We start from the raw sequence: 19,954 nt of genomic DNA on the forward strand, positions 1-19,954 counted from the left end.
TCCTCGCTATCCGTGCCCGTACGAATACAATTGCGCCATGCAGATCAAGCCTGGACGCCACAATGACATTGCCGCCATCGCCGAGCTATTGAGAAAAGTGTTCATTGACGACCCAGTACTCGCCGAGTATGTGGCGCGCTCGCGCGATCCTGAACTGGCACTTGAGCGATTCTTTACGACTGAGCTGAAGAAGTTTTACATCCCCAAGGGAGTTGTGGACACGGTTAAGGAGGATGGCAAACTGCTCGGTGTGGCACTGTGGGCCAAACCGAATGTGCCCATAACCAAGCTTGACGAACTGCGTATGCTACCCGGCCTCATGCGGGCGCTCGGACGTTCATTTCCGCGGGCTCGCCAGTTCGATTCGTACGACGCCGCCGCCACACCCGGTTTCCCGCATTGGTACTTGTACTCGATAGTTGTGTCCGATAGTGCGCGCGGAAAAGGCGTTGGTTCCATGCTGCTGGACCACGGGATAGAGCGCGCTGCAGATTGGCCCATCTACCTTGAATCCACCACTGCCGGATCGCGAAAGCTGTATGAGCGCAAAGGGTTCATCCCGCTGGGAATTGTTCCCTCCGCCCATCCGGTACCCGAGATGGGGATGTGGCGCCCTGGCGTGCACTGAGATGCTGTGAGCACTTTGCCATATGGCTTTGGCGTGCACTGAGGCACATCACAACTCGCGCCGGGCAAAGCTCCATGCGCCACAACTGAGAATGATCAGAGCCAATACTGCTGAGCTCAGGAGCGGCAGAAGAATGGGCTGGCCTGAAGTCGCGATCCCGTGCGCAACGATAGCTGTGGGAGCTGCAATGAGACCGGCAGGCGAATGATCAGCCAGAGTGGGCAGTGCCGAGAGGATCGACAACACGAGGTACACCCCGATCGTGGCACCTGCACTAGCCAAAGTGGAGCCAAGCCACGCAGAAAGACCTACTGAGACGGCAAGCATGAGGGCTGCGAGCGCCATCCACATGGCACTCGCAGCAATGAGCCGCCCGATCGGAGCTTCCGGGAAATAGATGAGCGTGAGCCCCCATGTGAGCAGAGTTGCGCCACAGATTGAGACCGCCACTACGCCCAGCCGAGCAATGTAGGCGGCAACTGGTTGGTGCCAGCGGGTCACCGGGCGCACGGCAAGCAGCTGCGCGCGTCCGCTGGAGATGAGGTTGGAAGTGGCGCCTGCGCCCGTCAGGATGACTGCGAAGATGACCAATTGGCTCAGATTCTTCACCCATTGAGCGTACGACTCTTGCCAGCTGGGTCCGGGCAACAGACCAATGAGATCTTCACCAACCAGTTGCTTGAGAATAGCGGGAGAGTAGCGCGCCGTGAGCACAGAGAGTACGTCAGCGGCAGCGATGACCAATGGAACCACCCAGCGGTTGCTGGTGCGCCACACGGTGAGAGCCTCGAAACGAAGAACTCTGCGCAGGCTGGCAACCCATGTGACACCAGTGGTTGGAGGCGCGGGAACTGATGCCGTGGGAGCAGCGCCCGCGCCCAAAGGTGTTGTGGCTAGGCTCCTCATTGGCCCTCCTCAGACGTGAGAGTTAGGAAGACCTCTTCCAATGTCAAAGCGCTGGGTGAGTAAGCGTGGAGGCGTTCGCCCAACTGGGTGATGATGCGAGGTATCTGCACACCAGCTAGTTGCTCATCGCCGCGCACAATCACGTCCAGCCCTTCCACACGGGCTGACGCACACCACGGCTCACCGCGCACTGCTGCAGCGAAGGCATCCGGGTGATCAACGCGCACCCTCATGAATCCGGCTCCGACTGTACTCATGAGTTCTTCAAGGGTGGAGGCCGCCAGCACGTTCCCATCTTTGAGCAGTACTGCGTGAGTACAGATCTCCTGAATCTCACTGAGGTTGTGGGAGGAGATGATCACAGTGGCATGCTTTCCGAGTTCGTGCAGCAAATCCAGTACCGCGCGGCGTCCGCTGGGGTCCAATGCAGATGTTGGTTCATCGAGCACCAACACGTCAGGTGAAGAGATGAGGGCCTGAGCCAAGCCGAGGCGTTGACGCATCCCGCGTGAGTAACCTCCGATGCGTTGGGATGTCTGGAGTGAGGTTAGATCGAGGAGTAGTGGAACTCGCGTGCGTGCTTGAGAGGCACTGAGGCCTTCGAGCGAGGCCACTTCATAGAGGTACTCCGATGCGTTCAGCCAGTTTGGGAAAGTAGGCACATCAGGCAAGTACCCCAACCGTTGGCGAACCCACGTTGTACCCGGTTCCTCCCCGAGTATCCGAACAGTGCCGGAATCGGGCCGCGCGAGCCCCAATAGGATTCGCAGGGCAGTAGTCTTGCCAGCACCGTTTGGGCCCAGCAGCGCACACACCGATCCTGCCGGAAAGCTAAAGGAGACGTTGTTGAGCGCGAGGGTAGTGCCAAATGCCCGCGATACTCCGTCAAAGACAACCACGGGGTTGTGGGAGGTTGAGGGCGCGGTGGGCGAACCTGCAGGTTGATGCGGGGAAAGCTCGGTCGAAGTCACGATGCATCCGGCTCATGGCCGTACAAGGCGCGAATGGTGGCATCGACGCCCGTGGAGCTGGGATCCGTGGCGCTGGGATTGGCAGCGTCGATGTGGCTGGGATTGGCAGCGTCAGTGTGGTTGGGCGTGGTAGCGCCGCCAGCAAGGTTGCGCATTCCGTCGTGGCGAATAATCAAGAAGATGGGCGTTCCTATGAACTGCAGCAGAACGATGAGCAGCGCGTAAGGCCACTTGATCTGGCCTGGAAGCGCCCGCGCGGGGGTCTTGACCAAGAACACCAACCCCACAATGACGATCGCAATCTCCGCCGCCGCCAAAGCTACTAGAAGTACCCCCGATGTGGTCACCATGTCATGCCCCTTTCTGCGGGCGCGCGACGCGAGCTCGTCCCAGCCGTGCCGCGCCCACAAGCACAATCGGTTGTGTTGCCAGCGGGAGCAGTCCGCTGGCAATGGCCACCCACGGCTTAACCCGCCCATTGGTGGCAAGAAGCGAGATGAGCGATGAGCCCAGCACAGCACCGTTGATTGAGATGCCTAGCGCCGCCCGGATGATTCCGTCCCGCTTGCCGCCCCGTGCGCCGATGACCCATCCCGCCACTGCGGCGGGCAAAGCTACGGTTGGTATTGCCCCGAACCGCGAGGTGCTGGGTGTGATGCGCCCGCTCAGCGCCACGTTGCGCGCTAGACGCTTCCCGCTGCGCAGAGTTCCCACGACTGTCAAAGCGTTAGCCGCCGCAAGGCCTGCGGGCACAGCGAGGAGAGCTGTGGAGAGCCACGTAGGGATCGCGGCCACTACCTCTGCATCCAGATCATCTGGATGCAGCAAACCCAGCCTGACCGCCAGCGCACCCGCATTAATATCAAACCCGGCTCCCATCACGCGTGGCACGAAGATGCGGGGATCCTCGGGGTTCCACAGGCGCTCGCGAGCATCCGAGCTGAACAAACCTGAGAAGTCGAAGCTGAGTTCAGGGTTTTCTGGAAGGGCAGCATCGATTTCTGACTCCAGAGCTCGTGCCAGATCGGACGCGCTCCCTAAAGACCGTATTGGCGTGCCATCGCTGAGCATGGTTGCCACTTCCTGCACCATTTCCTCGCGTTGAGAGGCAGTAAGCGACAGCTTCTCCAACTCATGAGCGAGTTCAGCTAAGTAGAGTTCGTGGTCCAATGCATCAGGCATGGTGTGCTCCCAGAAGAGAATCGAGTGCGAGTGTCAAGGTGTGCCAAGCGGCAGTTTGGCTGGTGAGAGAAGCGAGGCCATCGGCGGTGATGGCGTAGTACTTGCGAGGGGGTCCGACCGGCGATTCTCGCCACGAGGCGCTGAGCGATCCGGCCTTGGTGAGTCTAGTCAGAATCGGATAGATGGTTCCTGCTGAGGAGTTGAGCCCGGGGAACTCACTTAGCTTTGCCACGATTTGGGCGCCGTACAGCTCCTGACTCTTGAGCAAGCGAAGGATCGCAAGTTCCAATACTCCTTTGCGTAGCTGCGTTGCCTCGTCGGCCATCATTCCTGCCTGATCTCGATGGGTGCACCGGAGTGCGTTGTGGGCGCGGACCCTGTGGCCATGGCCGATTGCCGCTTGTTTATGTATCACCAATATACGTGTATTGCATAGTAGCTGGCAATACATACATTTGGTCGACGACGTCGTCGTCGAACCGTCCGAACATGCGCGGATTGAAGGCTTGCCCTGGAAAACCCGCCCGGAAGCCACCAGCGCACATCTCCAGCGCACATCACCAACACAAACCATGAGCGCACACCATTAACGCGATCCATCAACGAAAAACCCGCCCCATGAACAAGGGGCGGGTTTCTACCTAGATCGTCAAGCGCGTTGAGATCTCAGTGGTGCGTGCGCAAGGCAGCAGCATCGTCCACGGCGGCGAGGCACTCACGCGGGTCAGCCAAATGAATACTCGCTTGCGGAACCACATCATTGAGGGTTCTGGCCCATTGAGCACGTTGAGATGCGAAAGCATGAACCACGCTTTGTCTAGATTCCACGTCCGCCAGCCGAGGTCGTCCTTGCTCTCAAGCAGTGCCGTCTCCAGATTGCGGCGATCCATAAAGCCGTACTTGATGGTCACATGGATGATGCCGGGAATGGTGGTGTCCAGCTTGTCAAAGCTGACGCGATCACACTTGGGGGCGTACGGCGTGGGAAGAGACTTGATGGACACAATCACCACATGGTCGTGCAGAGTGCGGTTGATCTCTGTGTTGAGTTTGAGGGAGACCGGGGTGGTCGAAATCATCGAGTGCGGATAGATGGCTGTGCCGGGAATACGCCTGACGGGATGCTTCTCCAGATCGGCGAGGAAGTCAACCAGCGAACCTTCCCGCTCAGTGCGAGCTTTCCACACCAGCTGCTCACCGCGATGCCAGGTTCGCATCACAAAGAACATGACCAGCGCAATGGAGAGTGGAAGCCAACCGCCTGTCACAAGCTTGGTGATGTTGGCTGCAAGGATCGGCCATTCCACAAGGCTCAATCCAACCCAAAACAAGGCAGACTTCCACAGCGGCCACTTCCAGCCGGTCCGAGTCAGGATCAGCATGAGGGTACTGGTGATCACGAAGTCCATGCTGATCGCGAGGCCATAGGCGGCAGAAAGATGTTCCGATCCGCCAAACACCACCACCACCAACGCCACCGCACAGAACAACAGGCCGTTGACCGCTGGCACATAGATCTGTCCAGAGGCAGAAGGCGAAGTGTGAACCATCTTCATGTGTGGGAGATAGCCCAGGCGAGTGGCTTGGCGCGCATTGGAGTACGCACCAGAAATGACGGCTTGGGATGCAATGAGGGTTGCCAACGTGGCGAGTACCACTAGCGGGACAGTCAACCCTGAAGTGACCAGCATAAAGAAGGGATTAGCAAGCGCTTCCGGGTTGACGATGAGCAGAGCACCCTGACCCAAGTAATTGAGGATCAGCGCGGGCAATACCACCACAATCCACGTGGCTTGAATCGGCTGGCGCCCAAAGTGGGAGACGTCCGCGTATAGCGCTTCCGCACCGCTTACTGCCAGCACGATGGCGCCCAGAGCAATGAATGCGGTACCCGGATGGTGGCTCACAAACTCCATTGCCTCAATGGGAGAGAGTGCTAGGAGGATTCCAGGGTGGCTCACCACATGGGGGATGCCCATGGCGGCCAAGGCCAGGAACCATGCCAACATGACTGGGCCAAAGACTCTTCCGATCCCGGCCGTGCCTATCCGCTGGATATAGAACAGCGCTGCAAGAATCACCAAGGAAACCGGCACCACAATGTTCGGCATGGTTGGGAATGCGACCTTGAGGCCCTCCACCGAAGACATCACAGAGATGGCGGGCGTGATAACAGAATCGCCAAAAAAGAGAGCCGCACCAAACGCGCCGAGGGCTGCCACGGCCGCGGTAGATCGAGTGTTCGGCTTAAGGAACCGCCGAACCAAAGTGGAGAGTGCGAGGATTCCGCCGACGCCGTCGTGATCAGCTCGAAGAACAAAACCCACGTACTTGAAAGTTACGATGATAAGAAGGATCCAGATGATGCAGGAAACCACACCTACGATGTCCTCGTTCGTGAGGGCAATTGCGCCGTCGCCAAGTGTGAAGACGGTTCGCATGACGTATAGGGGGCTGGTTCCAATATCACCAAAAACCACGCCCAGTGCGGCCAGTCCGAGGACGGGCGTACTGGCGTGCCCATGTGCAGTGCGCGAAGGCGCTCCCGCGGCAATCATTTGAGCCACGGCCGGTAACACTACTCCTATACTTGCAGACGTCAACATCGCGGCGAAGTGACGAACAAGACCAGTGATAGAGACCACATGTTGATGTGGGAGAAAGTGGCGAAAACACGCCACTTTGCATGCTCGTTTGAGCGGAATCACAAGCTGAAGATCCGGCTTTGTGAGGCAACTCTACGTCTGGAGGGAAACTGTGCCAATAGGTCCCGAATAGGGCAACTCTTTATGGGGTTACACTGCCGGCTTCTCGGCACTCTGAATCCACATCTGCCGGAAAGGCGCCCGGTTCGGTGCTCGGGGTTCAGAAGCCACGTCTACACTTGGTGACTATGCAGAGCACACAGCAGGCCGACAACACGCCGAACACACAGCTCGAATACGCCCATGACTTGGCGGACTTCATAAGCGCATCACCCTCTTCTTACCACGCGGCCCGGCAGATTGCCTGCAGGCTGGATAAGGCTGGATTCTCCCAACAGATGGAAGACGAAGAGTGGAGCGCCACACCCGGCGGCCACTACTTGGTTCGCGGCGGGGCCGTGATGGCTTGGCGCGTGCCGGAAGGCGCCGGGCCGCACAACGCATTTGCCATTGTCGGATCGCACACCGATTCACCCAGCTTCAAAGTCAAGCCCTCACCCAACTCCGTACACAGCGGGTTCGCGCAGATCAACGTGGAAACCTATGGCGGCCTGCTGTACAACTCGTGGCTCAACCGTGAACTAGGCTTGGCTGGGCGAATCGTCACGGTAGACGGTGAGGAGCACCTCGTCACTACTGGCGCCATCATGGTTATTCCCCAGTTGGCACCGCACCTAGACCGCGCAGCCAACAAGGAACTCAAACTCAACCCGCAAACTCACCTCCACCCATTGTGGGCTTTGGGAGAGAAGGATCTTTTCGAGTTCCTCGCGGAACGCGCGGAGGTGCCTGCTGACGAAATCGCCGGAATGGACCTTTTCGCTTACGATACGCAGCCGCCCCAAATCATCTCTGATGAGTTCTTCGCTTCAGGGCGCCAGGACAACCTCGTCTCGGTGCACGCTTCGCTCACCGCGTTCATTGCCGCTGAACCCACCGAGGTTGCCGTGTTCTCCGCCTTCGATCACGAGGAAATCGGCTCTTCCACCACCACCGGCGCATGCGGCCCGATCCTTGAGACCACCCTGAAGCGCACAGCACTGGCACTTGGCGCCACCCAAGAGCAGTACTTCCAAATGCTTGCCCGTTCATCGTGCGTGAGCGCGGATGCCGGCCACTCCATCAACCCGAACTACCCGGAATACCACGATCCTGACCAACACCCGGTGATGGGCAACGGGCCAATGCTCAAGATCAATGCGAATCAGCGCTACGCCACCGATGCGCACGGGCAGGCGCTCTGGCTGCGCGCAGCATTCGCCGCAGGCCTTTCCACCCAGGAGTTCGTATCCAACAACGCTGTCAGCTGCGGTACCACGATTGGCCCGCTCACTGCCACGCGACTTGGTATTGAAACGGTAGACGTTGGCGTTCCACTGTTGTCTATGCATTCGGCCCGCGAACTATCCTCTATCCGTGATGATTGGGAGTTGGCCGAGATCCTGAAGGGGTACTGGTCTGTTGCCTAAGCATCCGATCTTTAACGCGGCACATGCCTTGGACCGTGCCGCCTTTGCGCATCCTGATCGCTCATCTCTCACGTATGGGGATCAGACGATGACGGTGGCTGAAGCCGCAGTTGCCACGCGCAAGCTTGCTCAGCTTTTTGCCCAGGCTGGCGTCACAGAGGGCGATCGGGTGCTCATGGCCGCCCGGAACTCTCCCTATCATCTGCTCGCGTTTGTGGCCTGTGCACGGCTGGGTGCCGTGTTTGTGCCAGTCTCATTCCGCCTTACGCAGTTCGAACTGCAGAACCTCGTGGACTTCTGTTCCCCGCGTGCGCTTATCTGCGAACCGGAGATTGCGGCGCGAGGTTCTTTCACATCCACCGGCACACTGCTGCATTTTGTGATTGACGACGACGTCAGCGCAGGCCCGCTTTCACCTGGCCTCCAGAACGGGTACTTGGCGCTCTCTGCCGCCATGTCGCCATTCGATGGATCATTTATCGCCGATAGTGAGCCTTCTGGCCACGATGAGTTGGGCGGACGGGAATACCCTGAGGGGCTTGCAGCGATTCTGTTTACATCGGGCAGTTCAGGTACGCCAAAGGCCGTCGAGTTGACACATGCCAACCTATGGTGGGGTTCTCAGAACTTCCGGAGTGGATTCGAGTATCGAAGCGATGAAAGTGTGTTGGCGGCAGCACCGCTTTCGCATATCGGTGGCTTCAACGGGACAACGCTGGACTTGTTCTCAAACGGCGGCCACGTTGTTGTCTCCCGCTACTTTCATCCGGCAGAAGTGCTGCGGCTCATCGAGGAGAAGCGCATCAACATTATGTTTGGCGTGCCCACGATGTACGGGGCACTGCTTGCGCAGCCCGACATCGCTACGCGGGATCTGAGCTCGTGGCGCTTGCCGTTAGTGGGCGGGTCTCAAGTGCCCGCCCCGCTCCTCGGTTCGCTGGCAGCCCTGGGATTGCGGCCCATCAATGTGTGGGGAATGACGGAGACCTCGGCTTCCGGTTCCTATCTGCCTTTCGAACACTGTGCTTCCCATCCGGGTTCGATTGGGCGGCCGTTTAGCAACATTGAGGCTCGGGTAGTTGATCCGGGAACCCTCACTGATGTGGCTGTAGGAGTGCCGGGCGAACTTGTAGTGCGCGGGCCATCGGTCACTCATGGATTCTGGCACGGGGATGATTACACAGCCGCCGCATTCGACAAGGGATGGTTGCGCACGGGCGACCTCTGCACCATGGACGCTGCAGGATTCCTCTCCATCGTCGGAAGGCTCTCTGAGCGGATTATGACCGGTGGTGAGGGGGTGTTCCCCTCTGAGATCGAAGAGGTCCTACGCCAGTACCCGGGGATCAGCGACGTAGTGGTGTGCGGTGTTCCCGATGAGGTATGGGGTGAACGCGTGGTAGCTGCCATCGCTGTGGATGAAGGCGCCAGTGAGCCAACGTTGGTGGATTTGCAGGCCTTTGCGGGGCAAGTGTTAGCGCGATACAAGATGCCGCGTGAGCTTGCAGTGGTCAAGGAGATCCCATTCACGAGCTCAGGCAAGGTTGACCGCGGTGCGGTGCGACGCCAGCTGTGGCAACATCCCGACTCACCTGATGCGCAATCACCAGCGTGACGCGTGGTGACGCGTCTCGACCTGCTGTAACGCGGCTCGACGTGCTGTAGCGCCCAAGTGATGGCTAGAGCGCCGCGAACTGCGGGTGTGCTGCAATCAATGAGTTGGCCTCCTGGCGCGCGGCCTTGGGTTCGGCCAAGTGCGCCAAGTTGGCGGGAATCTCCCATCCCTTCTTGGCCATGGCCATGCCGTACAAGCGCCCGGCCCGGTAAGAGGAGCGCACCAGTGGCCCGGCCATGATCCCTGCAAACCCGATCTTTTCACCCAGTTCCTTGAGATCCACGAACTCCTGAGGCTTGACCCAGCGATCGATGGGGTGGTGCAGGGGAGAAGGGCGCAGGTATTGGGTGATTGTGAGGAGATCACACGAGTTCTCATGCAGATCCACCATGGCCTGCTCAATCTCTTCACGAGTTTCGCCCATACCAAGGATCAGGTTGGACTTTGTAATGAGACCTTCCTCGGAAGCCATCGCGAGGATGTCCAGTGACCGTTCGTACCGGAAGGCCGGGCGAATCTTCTTAAAGATACGCGGCACGGTTTCAACGTTGTGTGCGAATACCTCAGGGCGCGATTCAAACACTTGCTTGAGCGCGGCAAGGTTCCCTTGGAAGTCATCCACCAAGAGCTCCACTCCCGTTCCCGGGCACAGCTTACGGATCTGACGGCACGTCTCTGCATAAATCCACGAAGCTCCGTCGGGCAGATCATCGCGAGCCACGCCCGTAACTGTGGCATATCGCAGGCCGAGCTGCTGTACTGATTCGGCCACCCGGCGCGGCTCATCACGATCTAGGGACGTGGGGCGGCCAGTGGCAATCTGGCAGAAATCGCAGCGCCGCGTGCACTGATCGCCGCCCACGAGGAACGTCGCCTCCCGGTCTTCCCAACATTCATAGATATTTGGGCACCCAGCCTCTTCACACACAGTGTGAAGAGACGAACCATGAACCAGCGAACGCATATCTGAATACTCTTCGCCCACAACTGCCGTAGTGCGAATCCACTCCGGCTTCTTCTCAATGGGGGTCTGAGCATTGCGTGCTTCGACTCGCAGCAGCTTGCGGCCTTCAGGAGCTAGTGGACTCATGATTCCTCACTTTGTGTGTGTCGGGATGCGGGAGATAGGTGCGGTGGCGCGGTTAGCGAAGCGGCCCAGCTCTGATTCGAGGTGCGGCAGGAGTGCAGCCGCCGCCTCTTCAAGCGATGCGGTGACGCCGAGTTCGTGCAGTGACGTTACGCCGGCGTCGTCCAAACCACAGGGCACAATCTGACCAAACTTGGCCAGATCCGTAGATACGTTGAAAGCTAAGCCGTGCATTGTGGCGTCGTCGGCAAATTTGATGCCAATCGCGCAAATCTTTCTATCTTCGACGCCGGGGCGGCAGATCCAGACGCCTGACCGCCCTTCAACTTGGCATGAATCGATCTCCCAGGCCTCATCTAGCGCTGCAATGATGGCGCGCTCAACTGCCCGGACAAAAGCGACCACATCGCGTGGCGCCCGCACCTTGATTATGGGGTAGATGACCAGCTGACCGGGCCCGTGATATGTGACCGAGCCACCGCGGTCCATCTGTATGACGGGGATCTCCTTGTTAGGGATGTCGGCGGGTTTGGTGCGCCGGCCCGCCGTATACGTATCTTTGGCTTCCCACACAATGAACGTGTCCGGGGCGGTTTGCGCCGCCACACGATCGTGTAGGTCACGTTGATGGGAGTCTACGACCATGTAGTCCATAGGACCTTGGTCCAAGAAATCGGCTATGTCCACAGCTTGAGCTTACGCGAGCAGGCCACATGGTGTGCAACTGGACGGGTGGTTTTCACAGACTTCTGGGGGGCAAACGCAGGGAGGAGAACTGCCACTTTCTGCTATGTAGAACTTGCTAGAGCGCGGGCAGGCTGCCTTGATGTGAGGTACTAGCCATATTACGAAGCGTCGGGATTTGGCCACCTTTTGCCGCTCTTACGCGGAATTCTGGCGACCGCATTGTGGATTGGGCTGTTTCGTTGGTCCTGCCGAATGTGGATAGAATGATCAAATGCTTGAGGGCGCGCCACCGCGCTTCATTCGTGGAGCATCTGAGTTTGTTACCTGAAGGCGCGTGCTACTGCACCTGCGAAGTCTGGTTGCAACAAGCACGTACCATACATGCATCTAGCAGAAGGGCCGTTGTCCCGCCATTCCAAGGGCTTCGGTCTTCGAACAATTGGAAGGCCACTTCGTGGTTAGATACCTAATGAGAAGAGCGGCAAGCTGGTTTGTGATGGTTTTCCTCGCAACCAACATGACGTACTTCCTTGCCAACATCTTCTTGGACCCACGTGCCAATTATCTCGGTAGGCGCCCACCGCTTCCTGAATCACAGATCATTGCGGCTCTCGAGCCGATGAACTTGAGTCCAGAAGAACCAATTCTCAGCCGCTGGTGGACGTGGCTAACCAATATTCTCTTTCATTGGGATTGGGGCCAAGGCTTCTACGGTACTGGCAACGTGAATGCGGAAATCAGCCATCGCATGTGGGTTTCTGCTGAGCTCGTACTTGGTGCAACCGTTCTTTCTGTGGTTATCGGTGTTGCGATTGGTGTGTATACAGCATCACGGCAGTACCAGCGTGCGGATCGTCTATGGCAGGGCATTTCAGTTGTTGCCATGAACACCCACACTGTCGTGGCCTCACTCGTGCTTGTGCTCGCAGCCATCAAGATCAACTCGCTCGCTGGCACTCAGGTGTTCTTCGTAACCGGAGGCGCTGACGATACAATCACAGGCTTCTTCCCGGCGCTTCTGAATCTGCTGCAACGGCTCACGTTGCCCACGATTTCTCTGGTCTTCATTTCCTACGCCAGCTATCACATGACCCAGCGATCGCTGCTTCTGGACAACATTGAAATGGACTACGTCCGCACTGCTCGCGCTAAGGGCCTTACACGCCACGCAGCAATTCGTAAGCACGCGCTGCGCACCTCGATAATTCCGGTGGCAACCTCGGTTGCGTTTTCCGTTCCAGGCGTGTTCACCGGAGCAGTCATGACCGAGAACATCTACGCATGGCATGGAATGGGCGAATACTTGGTCCAGACGATTTCTCGAAACGACATACATGGTGTTGTGGCCACTGCTGCCTTCACGGCAGTTCTGACTGCGATTGGCGCGATCTTATCCGATATCTTCGTCGTAGCGCTGGATCCGCGAGTGAGGGTGAGCTGAAATGACTGACAATCGCGACAGAATGAAAGAAGCAGCTCTGAACGAGCCAGTCATGGATAATCTCGAAGAGTCTGGCACCACCACCGCTCTGGCTCAAGGTGGGAAGGATGCTACTTCGCAGAAGACGCCCGCACTGAAGAGTCCTGAAGTTGATACTCCTCCGAAGAACCTGTCCAAGATGGCGCTCTACCGCAGACGTTTTATGCGCAATAACACGGCGGTAGCCGGACTGATCGTATTCGTGATCCTTGCGCTCTTTGCCATTTTCGGCCAGTACATTACCCCGTGGGACTACCAGACTCCCGACTTCCTAGCGATTTCCCAACCACCGTCGGCAGTGCATTGGTTTGGCACAACAGGCGCTGGGAACGACCTATTCGCGCAGGTCTCGCATGGTCTGGGCCGGTCGATGATCATTGCCGTCGTGGTCTCGGCAGCCACGATGCTTCTTTCAGCATTCATCGGTGCTGGAGCCGCATTCTTTGGTGGCAATGTGGAAAAGGTTATCTTGGCCGTTATCCACTTTATGCTCCTGGTTCCGTCCTTCCTCCTCATCGCTTTGATGGTTTCGGGATCTGGCGGCAACTGGATCGTCCTGATGGTCGTCCTAACCCTGTTCGGCTGGATGTATCCAGCGCGAGTGATTTGGTCTCTCGCCATCTCAATTCGAGAACGCGAGTATGTCTCTGCCGCGCGTTATATGGGCGTTTCTAGCCCCCGCATCATTGCCCGCCATTTAGTTCCGAACATTGGTTCCCTGCTGATCATCAACTTTACGTTGGGCATTGTCTCAACAGTTATGAGTGAGACGTCCTTGTCCTTCCTTGGACTTGGCGTCAAACTCCCGGATGTCTCGCTCGGCAACCTCTTGACGGTCGGTGCTAATTCAATCCGGTCGGCTACCTGGACATTCTGGTTCCCAGCAGGTGCGCTTATGCTTCTGACGATTTCCGTCGCACTTATTTCTGACGGTCTTCGCGACGCACTCGACCCGAACTCGTCGGCTGGAGGCCGCGCATGACCGATCCTATTCTTTCAGTTAGAGATCTGACCGTTTCTTTCCCTTCGGAAGCGGGACGTGTTGACGCCGTTCGTGGTGTCAACTTTGACCTCATGCCACACAAGACTCTTGGCATCGTGGGCGAGTCTGGATCCGGCAAGTCGGTAACCTCTCTTGCCGTCATGGGCCTGCTTCCGCAGTACTCTTCGATAAGCGGCTCAGTTAAGCTGGGAAACCAGGAACTCTTGGGCCTCACCGATGAGGAGATGTCGGAGTACCGCGGCAAGGACATTGGGATGATCTTCCAAGATCCGCTTTCGGCCCTCACTCCGGTATTCGACATTGGCACGCAACTTGTGGAAGCTCTTCAAGCTCACGACAAGAGGATCTCGGACAAAGCGGCGCTAGCCCGCGCAGTAGAGCTCTTGGACTTAGTCGGTATTCCAAATCCGCAACGTCGCGTCAAGGCATTCCCACATGAGTTTTCTGGTGGTATGCGCCAGCGTGTAGTCATTGCGCAGGCAATTGCTAACAACCCACGCGTACTCATCGCTGACGAACCAACTACGGCTCTCGATGTGACCATTCAGGCTCAGATTCTTGAGGTCATTGCAAAGGCACAAGAGGAAACCGGCGCTGGCGTCATCATGATTACGCACGATATGGGCGTAGTCGCCGGGACTGCCGATGACGTCGTCGTCATGTACGCAGGTAAGCCAGTTGAGACTGGTTCCGTGGATGAAATCTTCCACGAGCCTCACATGCCGTACACGATCGGTCTTCTTGGTTCGATTCCGCGTGCGGACCGCAAGCGTGAAGATCCGCTCGTTCCGATTCACGGCAATCCACCTACGGTCATTGATTTTCCGGATGTTTGCCCATTCAACGAACGTTGCCCGATCGCCATTGATGCTTGTCGTGTCAAGGAGCCGCAGCTTGTAGCTGTCGGTTCAGGACGAGCAATTGCAGATAGCGTCGTCGTTGAAGGAACCGCGCTCAGTGCGCACGAAAATCAGGTCTTCATTCATTCGGCTGCGTGCATTCGTACAGGTGAGATTAAGGATGGCCAGATTGACGGTCACGATCTTTTCCCGGTGCCGGAGCGTCCTGAGGATTCACTTGCCGGTATGGCCCGTGAAGATCGTCCCGTTGTACTTAAGGTCAATAACCTAGTAAAGACGTTCCCGCTCATGAAGGGGTCGATCATGAAGCGTCGCGTTGGTTCGGTGTATGCCGTCAACGGGATTAGCTTCGAACTTCGCAAGGGTGAGACGCTCGCGATCGTGGGTGAGTCCGGTTCAGGTAAGTCCACCACGCTGCTTGAGGTCATGGATCTGGGAGCAGGTAAGGATTTGACCGGCGAGATTATTCTCGGCGGGACTGATGTAACCACACTCCATAGCCGCGAACGACGCCAGAAGCGCCGTAACATTCAGATGGTGTTCCAAGACCCGATGGGTGCTCTGGACCCGCGTATGACGGTCCGCGATATTATTGCTGAGCCGTTGACCGCTTTCGGCATGGATGGCGACGTTACTCCACGAGTACGCGAACTCATGGATACGGTGGGCTTAAAGCCCGAACAGATGGATCGGTTCCCGGGAGCGTTCTCCGGTGGGCAGCGTCAGCGCATTGGTTTGGCCCGTGCTCTGGCGACCAACCCTGAGATTATCGTTTTAGATGAACCCGTTTCCGCTCTTGACGTTTCGATTCAGGCAGACGTTATTAACCTGCTTGACGAACTCAAGCTGAAACTTGGGCTTTCCTACCTGTTCGTGGCGCATGATCTTTCCGTCATTCACCACATTGCTGACCGGGTTGCCGTCATGTACCTCGGCAAGTTTGTGGAGACCGGAACAGTAGCGGAAGTGTTCAGCAATCCTGAGCACCCCTATACGCAGGCGTTGCTCTCGGCTGTCCCGATTCCGGACCCCGATATTGAGCGCAATAGGAAGCGGACCATTCTGGTGGGAGATCTTCCAAGCCCAACGGACGATTTGCCTGGATGTGCGTTCCGGAGCCGTTGCCCGCTATACCAGATGCTCTCGGAAGAGCAGCGCCGGAAGTGCAACGACGTCACGCCAGCGCTCGTGTCGAAGCACGACGAGCTGGATCATGCGAACGCGTGCCACTACCGCTAGAAACCTCACGAGGCCGATGCTGATAGGCGCTGGGCTCGTGCCATTGTTAGGCAGTTCCGGAAGGTACTCTCCAATGCTGAAGTATTGAACGCGATCATGAGGCTAGATGAGTGGTGAGCATAAACCGCTGGTAGTACGAAGGCCAATATTTCGTCAAGAAAAAGCTAAGATAGTCCAGAATGTCCAAATGGTGGATGGAAAACGTGGACACCACGGGGTCGTTCACTAAGATCAGATACCTAACCAGTACCACTCAACTGGTTATTACATGAAGGGAATGTTCATGAAGAAGACAGGAATTGTTGCCGCGTTTGCGGTTGCTGCTCTGACACTTTCTGCATGCGGTGCTTCTGGTAGCAGCGACGGATCCTCGGGCAGCACCGATACGGGTTCCGCCACCGAGGTCGCCGCCGCTGACTATCTGCATGCAGACTATGACGAGCTTCAGGAAGGTGGCACGCTCACCCTAGCCATCACCGAGCTCGGCGAACAGCAGAACCCTTTCCAGCAGGATGGCACCAGCTACACAAGCTGGCTATGGTACTGGTACAACCCGCAGCTGGCTCTGTTCGCAGATGACGGTACGTGGAGCTTCAACCCCGATTACTTCGATGACGTCACGTCTGATGAGGTAGACGGCAACACTGTCGTAACCTACAAGATCAAGGACGAGGCCACGTACAACGATGGCACTCCAATTGACTACAAGGCATTCCAGACAACTTGGCAGGCCAACAACGGTACCGATCCGGATTACCTTCCTTCGGCGACCGACGGGTACGAGCGCATCAGCTCTGTAGAAGCAGGCTCCAGCGATAAGGAAGTTGTTGTCACATTTGACGGCATCTACGCTTGGTGGCAGGGCCTCTTCAATCTAGTTCTCAACCCGGCTGTGGATTCGGCTGATGCTTTCAATAACCTTTACATCAACACACTTCAGCCAGATTTGGGTGCGGGCCCATACAAGGTTGAGAAGTTCGACCAGACCGCCGGAACCGTTTCATTCGTCAAGAATGAAAAGTGGTGGGGCGAACCAGGCAAGCTTGATCGCGTTACCTACAAGGTAATGGAGACTTCGGCTTCGCTGAACGCCTTCCTCAATGGAGAAATTGACTTCACTTCTGCAGCAACTGCCGAGCGTTACACCGCAGTCAAGGACATGTCTGGCATCAACATCTTCACAGCAATGGTTCCTTCCAACGCTCTGCTGATGCTCAACTCGGGCAACGAGATCCTCGCGGATTCTGGTGTTCGTCAGGCAATCTTCGATGGTATTGACCGTTCGGTCCTCGCTGAGATCACCTTTAATGGGCTCGACTACACCGAACCACTGCCAGGCTCCTTCACCTTGTTCGCATCGCAGCCGGGCTACGAGGACAACTTCTCCAAGGCCGTGACATATGATCCGGAGAACTCCAAGAAGCTTCTTGATGAGGCTGGTTGGACCGAAGGTGCCGATGGTATCCGTGAGAAGGATGGTGAGACGCTGTCCCTGCGCTACGTGCTCCTTGGCGATGCAACTACTGCCAAGAACCGCGCAACCGCGATGCAGCAGAACCTGAAGGATATCGGCGTCGACCTTCAGATCGAAGAGCGCCCCTCGTCCGATTTCTCTGATGTGTACACCGAAAAGGACTTCGATCTTTTCACGATGGGCTTCTCGTCCACTGATCCGTTCGGCGTTGCGTACTTCGGCCAGATCTACGGCTCTGACTCAGGCTTGAACCTCTCGGGTACAGGCACCGCAGAGCTAGATGCAAAGATTGCTGACCTTCAGAAGATCGGTGATCCGGACGAGCAGATCACGGCTGCCAACGAGCTAGAAGTTGAAGCCTTCAAGCTTTACGGCATCATGCCTCTCTACAACGGTCCCGGAATTGCTGCAGTGAAGGAAGGCCTTGCCAACTTTGCAGGCAATACGAGCCAAGGCTCGATGGGCTTTGCGGTTCTTCCGATCGAGAACATTGGTTGGGTTGCCGACTGATCCAACTGATTAGTGAGAGTAATCCAACAAGAATGCTCCCCGGCAACGTAGGTTGCCGGGGAGCATTCTTGTTGTCCAGTTGTAGTTTTGTCACTCGTGAGTGTGGGTGACGCTGGCAGATGCGGAAAACCTGACCGTAACGTGAGCCAGCCAGATCTAGCTACAACCGATACTCCCAACCCAGCAGCACTGGTTTGTCAACAGTCTTACTGAACCGACCAGCTGCCGTCAGTTGGCATGATGATGCCGTTGACGTTCGTCGCTCAGAAGCCAGACGATTGCGGCAGCCTGCAAATCGGCGGGATCAAAGCAAGGAAGGGAGCCACACGTTCCTGAGCGAAATCGGACTTGAATGAGCCTTCGATGTTGGTTGCCACTTCATCAGGCGAGATTGCATTGATATGGATTCCGAGCGGACCCTACAAGAAGGCTTCGCTCTTCGTCATGCCAGCAATTGCATGCTTTGACGTGCCGCAAGCTGTACCTGTGGCATTGCCTCGAAGTGCCGCTTGGCTGGCGACATTGACAATAGAGTCTTCGCCTTGTTCCATCATGAGTGGCAAGACGGCACGGGAGACCTTGGAGGTTCCCGTCACGTTGACGGCCATCACGCGATCCCTGAGCGCGTTGTCTATTTCGTGCAATGGCATCATGCCGTCCATGATTCCTGCGACGTTAGCCAGACAGTCGATCCGTGGTCCGGCTGTCGCCATAGTCCGCTCGACATCTTCATCCTTCGTGATGTCACGAGCAACCGGAATAACCTTTCCCTCCGGAAATGCTCATGCGGCCTTCTGAAGTCGTTCCGTCGATAGATCAACTGCGATGACGGTTCCACCGTCTAAGAGGATGCGCTCAAGGGTTGCGCGTCCGATTCCAGAGGCTGCGCCCGTATTCACGGTCACCTTGCCTTCGAACCACTTGCCGGTTGCGCCTGGTGGTGGCTCATCTTCCGGGACGACGCCGTTGTTGGCGGTCAGAATGATTCGATCGACAAGTTCCTAGGGAGACTGACCTTGACTGAGACCGGGTAGGCCACGCAGTGGCAAGGAGTGCACCTGCGCGATTGCATCATCATCATGCCGACTTCGTCGAAGATCACACGAATAACTGGGCCACCGGTGGGGTCATCCATCCACTCACCGATTGTGCGATGGCCATTGAGGGGTCCGTGTTTCTTTGTCATGAATTTTCCAAACCTTGGGTCTAGGAGAGACCACCAGGCCGCTGTCTTGGCGGGCATCTTTGCCGTGTCGGAACTATCGTCCCACAGCTTGGCTAGGAGGGTAAGGAATATAGCAGAACAATTCCATCTAACTGAAGTGAGCTGAAGTGAATTGCCGGTCACAGTAGGAATCTAGGTATTGTGGCCGGCCAGTTGGCTAGAACAGCGCGGCTGTTCCAGTTGCAATTGCTGCGGCTCCGAGGGCAGCGATGCCAATCCGATCCCATGCCCAAGCCCGGCTGCACGCCATACCTTGTGGATCGGCCTTGCGCGTCACGGGATAGGCATCTCGCATCTCGTCGATGAGTGAGCTTGCTGAGTACGTTGTGGCTCGCATGCTTATGGTGCCTGAACTGATAAGCGGAATCGCGTTTCCGACTTTGTACTCGCTAGCATCGTGACTGTGTGAGCCGAAGGCGCCGGAACTAGCACTCTCGGACTTAGCCCGCTGTGGCTTGTATTGAGCACGCGAGCTCGACGAGCGGCTGAACACGCGGACTCCAATGGATTCACCGTTAGTCGTGGTCAGCCGCATTCCCCAACGTGATTCCACTGCTATGAGTGACCTAAACGGAACTGTGACTGTTGTCAGGGTATTGGCTACGACTAATCCTTCAGCATTGACCTCGAGGTATGGCATGGCATAAAAAGCCATTGCCAAGAACACGATTCCGATGCAGAACAAAACGGTGCCGGGAAGCCCTGTTAGGCCGACTTGGACCACTTGGAGAATCACAATTGTGATGGCTAGCACCGAAAAGGCAGCCATTGCGCCATATTGTGACGTCGTCCGCAGCTTATATCTGGGTTCCATGGTGTTAATTGTGGCCCAAGTGCGCGTAAAATTGAAAGGCGGCGCGATTGCGCCCCGCGCACTGAAGCGCTCCGCAGGCGTCCGCGTGCCTCGGGGCCA

19 protein-coding genes are annotated in these 19,954 nt (G+C 57.1%); 7 read left to right on the forward strand and 12 right to left on the reverse strand.

The features are described 5' to 3' along the window. The first annotated feature begins 37 nt into the window (after positions 1-37). Positions 38-628 carry a GNAT family N-acetyltransferase gene (locus H2O17_RS02450; RefSeq protein WP_182050179.1) on the forward strand — a complete coding sequence of 197 codons (591 nt, stop codon included), beginning with the start codon at positions 38-40 and terminating at the stop codon, positions 626-628. A 48-nt stretch (positions 629-676) separates the two neighbouring features. Here the strand turns inward: H2O17_RS02450 and H2O17_RS02455 are convergent, their stop codons facing one another. The 6 genes from H2O17_RS02455 to H2O17_RS02480 all read right to left on the reverse strand — a co-directional run bounded on the left by H2O17_RS02455 (position 677) and on the right by H2O17_RS02480 (position 6,245). Then, positions 677-1,534 (reverse strand): ABC transporter permease, encoded by an 858-nt coding sequence (locus H2O17_RS02455; RefSeq protein ID WP_182050180.1) that lies wholly within the window; start codon positions 1,532-1,534, stop codon positions 677-679. Next, the gene (locus tag H2O17_RS02460; protein WP_182050181.1) at positions 1,531-2,505 is read right to left on the reverse strand and encodes an ABC transporter ATP-binding protein; all 975 of its coding nucleotides are present in this window, start codon (positions 2,503-2,505) and stop codon (positions 1,531-1,533) included. The genes H2O17_RS02455 and H2O17_RS02460 overlap by 4 nt, the downstream gene beginning before the upstream one ends. Then, a complete protein-coding gene (locus H2O17_RS02465) occupies positions 2,502-2,855 on the reverse strand; it encodes a hypothetical protein (protein ID WP_182050182.1) in 354 nt (117 codons plus the stop codon). Before H2O17_RS02465 ends, H2O17_RS02460 begins: the two co-directional genes overlap by 4 nt. A 1-nt stretch (position 2,856) precedes the next feature. Further along, positions 2,857-3,687 (reverse strand): DUF5808 domain-containing protein, encoded by an 831-nt coding sequence (locus tag H2O17_RS02470; RefSeq protein WP_182050183.1) that lies wholly within the window; start codon positions 3,685-3,687, stop codon positions 2,857-2,859. Further along, the gene (locus tag H2O17_RS02475; RefSeq protein WP_220456807.1) at positions 3,680-4,102 is read right to left on the reverse strand and encodes a PadR family transcriptional regulator; all 423 of its coding nucleotides are present in this window, start codon (positions 4,100-4,102) and stop codon (positions 3,680-3,682) included. Before H2O17_RS02475 ends, H2O17_RS02470 begins: the two co-directional genes overlap by 8 nt. Positions 4,103-4,328: 226 nt before the next feature. Beyond that, a complete protein-coding gene (locus H2O17_RS02480; protein ID WP_182050913.1) occupies positions 4,329-6,245 on the reverse strand; it encodes a potassium transporter Kup in 1,917 nt (638 codons plus the stop codon). 335 nt (positions 6,246-6,580) lie between these two features. Here H2O17_RS02480 and H2O17_RS02485 point away from each other — a divergent pair, with 335 nt between their 5' ends. Next, a complete protein-coding gene (locus tag H2O17_RS02485; protein ID WP_182050184.1) occupies positions 6,581-7,861 on the forward strand; it encodes a M18 family aminopeptidase in 1,281 nt (426 codons plus the stop codon). Next, positions 7,854-9,476: a class I adenylate-forming enzyme family protein gene (locus H2O17_RS02490; RefSeq protein ID WP_182050185.1), complete on the forward strand. Its 1,623-nt coding sequence runs from the start codon at positions 7,854-7,856 to the stop codon at positions 9,474-9,476. Before H2O17_RS02485 ends, H2O17_RS02490 begins: the two co-directional genes overlap by 8 nt. A 64-nt stretch (positions 9,477-9,540) precedes the next feature. Here H2O17_RS02490 and lipA read toward each other — a convergent pair whose 3' ends face one another. Then, a complete protein-coding gene (gene lipA / locus H2O17_RS02495) occupies positions 9,541-10,566 on the reverse strand; it encodes a lipoyl synthase (RefSeq protein WP_182050186.1) in 1,026 nt (341 codons plus the stop codon). A gap of 6 nt (positions 10,567-10,572) precedes the next feature. Beyond that, positions 10,573-11,250 carry a lipoyl(octanoyl) transferase LipB gene (gene lipB / locus H2O17_RS02500; protein WP_220456808.1) on the reverse strand — a complete coding sequence of 226 codons (678 nt, stop codon included), beginning with the start codon at positions 11,248-11,250 and terminating at the stop codon, positions 10,573-10,575. Between the two features lie 496 nt (positions 11,251-11,746). On the opposite strand from lipB, the gene H2O17_RS02505 reads away from it, so the two are divergent. The 4 genes from H2O17_RS02505 to H2O17_RS02520 all read left to right on the forward strand — a co-directional run bounded on the left by H2O17_RS02505 (position 11,747) and on the right by H2O17_RS02520 (position 17,816). Then, on the forward strand, positions 11,747-12,691 hold the full coding sequence (locus H2O17_RS02505) for an ABC transporter permease (RefSeq protein ID WP_246311309.1): 945 nt from the start codon (positions 11,747-11,749) through the stop codon (positions 12,689-12,691). A gap of 1 nt (position 12,692) precedes the next feature. Then, entirely contained in the window at positions 12,693-13,712 is a 1,020-nt protein-coding gene (locus tag H2O17_RS02510; protein ID WP_182050188.1) for an ABC transporter permease, read from the forward strand. After that, positions 13,709-15,832, forward strand: a complete 2,124-nt coding sequence (locus H2O17_RS02515) for a dipeptide ABC transporter ATP-binding protein (protein WP_182050189.1) — start codon at positions 13,709-13,711, stop codon at positions 15,830-15,832. Before H2O17_RS02510 ends, H2O17_RS02515 begins: the two co-directional genes overlap by 4 nt. 283 nt (positions 15,833-16,115) lie before the next feature. Then, positions 16,116-17,816 carry an ABC transporter family substrate-binding protein gene (locus tag H2O17_RS02520; protein WP_220456809.1) on the forward strand — a complete coding sequence of 567 codons (1,701 nt, stop codon included), beginning with the start codon at positions 16,116-16,118 and terminating at the stop codon, positions 17,814-17,816. 419 nt (positions 17,817-18,235) lie between these two features. Here H2O17_RS02520 and H2O17_RS11470 read toward each other — a convergent pair whose 3' ends face one another. The 4 genes from H2O17_RS11470 to H2O17_RS02530 form a co-directional block, all read right to left on the reverse strand. Beyond that, positions 18,236-18,577: an SDR family NAD(P)-dependent oxidoreductase gene (locus H2O17_RS11470; protein WP_220456841.1), complete on the reverse strand. Its 342-nt coding sequence runs from the start codon at positions 18,575-18,577 to the stop codon at positions 18,236-18,238. A gap of 21 nt (positions 18,578-18,598) precedes the next feature. Continuing rightward, positions 18,599-18,721 carry an SDR family NAD(P)-dependent oxidoreductase gene (locus tag H2O17_RS11475; protein ID WP_220456810.1) on the reverse strand — a complete coding sequence of 41 codons (123 nt, stop codon included), beginning with the start codon at positions 18,719-18,721 and terminating at the stop codon, positions 18,599-18,601. A gap of 71 nt (positions 18,722-18,792) precedes the next feature. After that, positions 18,793-19,002, reverse strand: coding sequence for a hypothetical protein (locus H2O17_RS11480; RefSeq protein ID WP_220456811.1), 210 nt, complete (start codon positions 19,000-19,002; stop codon positions 18,793-18,795). Positions 19,003-19,198: 196 nt separating this feature from the next. Beyond that, positions 19,199-19,855 (reverse strand): hypothetical protein, encoded by a 657-nt coding sequence (locus H2O17_RS02530; RefSeq protein WP_182050190.1) that lies wholly within the window; start codon positions 19,853-19,855, stop codon positions 19,199-19,201. Between the last annotated feature and the right edge of the window lie 99 nt (positions 19,856-19,954).

Origin of the sequence: Changpingibacter yushuensis (genome assembly GCF_014041995.1) — a bacterium.
In the GTDB taxonomy this organism is placed as follows: domain Bacteria; phylum Actinomycetota; class Actinomycetes; order Actinomycetales; family Actinomycetaceae; genus Changpingibacter; species Changpingibacter yushuensis.

What these genes read in the sequence shown, in the direction of transcription:
- H2O17_RS02470 (WP_182050183.1), bottom strand. Translation starts at nt 3,687, where the DNA reads ATGCCTGATGCATTGGACCACGAACTCTACTTAGCTGAACTCGCTCAT.
- H2O17_RS02510 (WP_182050188.1), top strand. Translation starts at nt 12,693, where the DNA reads ATGACTGACAATCGCGACAGAATGAAAGAAGCAGCTCTGAACGAGCCA.
- H2O17_RS02465 (WP_182050182.1), bottom strand. Translation starts at nt 2,855, where the DNA reads ATGGTGACCACATCGGGGGTACTTCTAGTAGCTTTGGCGGCGGCGGAG.
- H2O17_RS02455 (WP_182050180.1), bottom strand. Translation starts at nt 1,534, where the DNA reads ATGAGGAGCCTAGCCACAACACCTTTGGGCGCGGGCGCTGCTCCCACG.
- H2O17_RS02485 (WP_182050184.1), top strand. Translation starts at nt 6,581, where the DNA reads ATGCAGAGCACACAGCAGGCCGACAACACGCCGAACACACAGCTCGAA.
- H2O17_RS11480 (WP_220456811.1), bottom strand. Translation starts at nt 19,002, where the DNA reads ATGACAAAGAAACACGGACCCCTCAATGGCCATCGCACAATCGGTGAG.
- H2O17_RS02530 (WP_182050190.1), bottom strand. Translation starts at nt 19,855, where the DNA reads ATGGAACCCAGATATAAGCTGCGGACGACGTCACAATATGGCGCAATG.
- H2O17_RS02520 (WP_220456809.1), top strand. Translation starts at nt 16,116, where the DNA reads ATGAAGAAGACAGGAATTGTTGCCGCGTTTGCGGTTGCTGCTCTGACA.
- H2O17_RS02450 (WP_182050179.1), top strand. Translation starts at nt 38, where the DNA reads ATGCAGATCAAGCCTGGACGCCACAATGACATTGCCGCCATCGCCGAG.
- lipA (WP_182050186.1), bottom strand. Translation starts at nt 10,566, where the DNA reads ATGAGTCCACTAGCTCCTGAAGGCCGCAAGCTGCTGCGAGTCGAAGCA.
- H2O17_RS02480 (WP_182050913.1), bottom strand. Translation starts at nt 6,245, where the DNA reads ATGATTGCCGCGGGAGCGCCTTCGCGCACTGCACATGGGCACGCCAGT.
- H2O17_RS02505 (WP_246311309.1), top strand. Translation starts at nt 11,747, where the DNA reads ATGGTTTTCCTCGCAACCAACATGACGTACTTCCTTGCCAACATCTTC.
- H2O17_RS02515 (WP_182050189.1), top strand. Translation starts at nt 13,709, where the DNA reads ATGACCGATCCTATTCTTTCAGTTAGAGATCTGACCGTTTCTTTCCCT.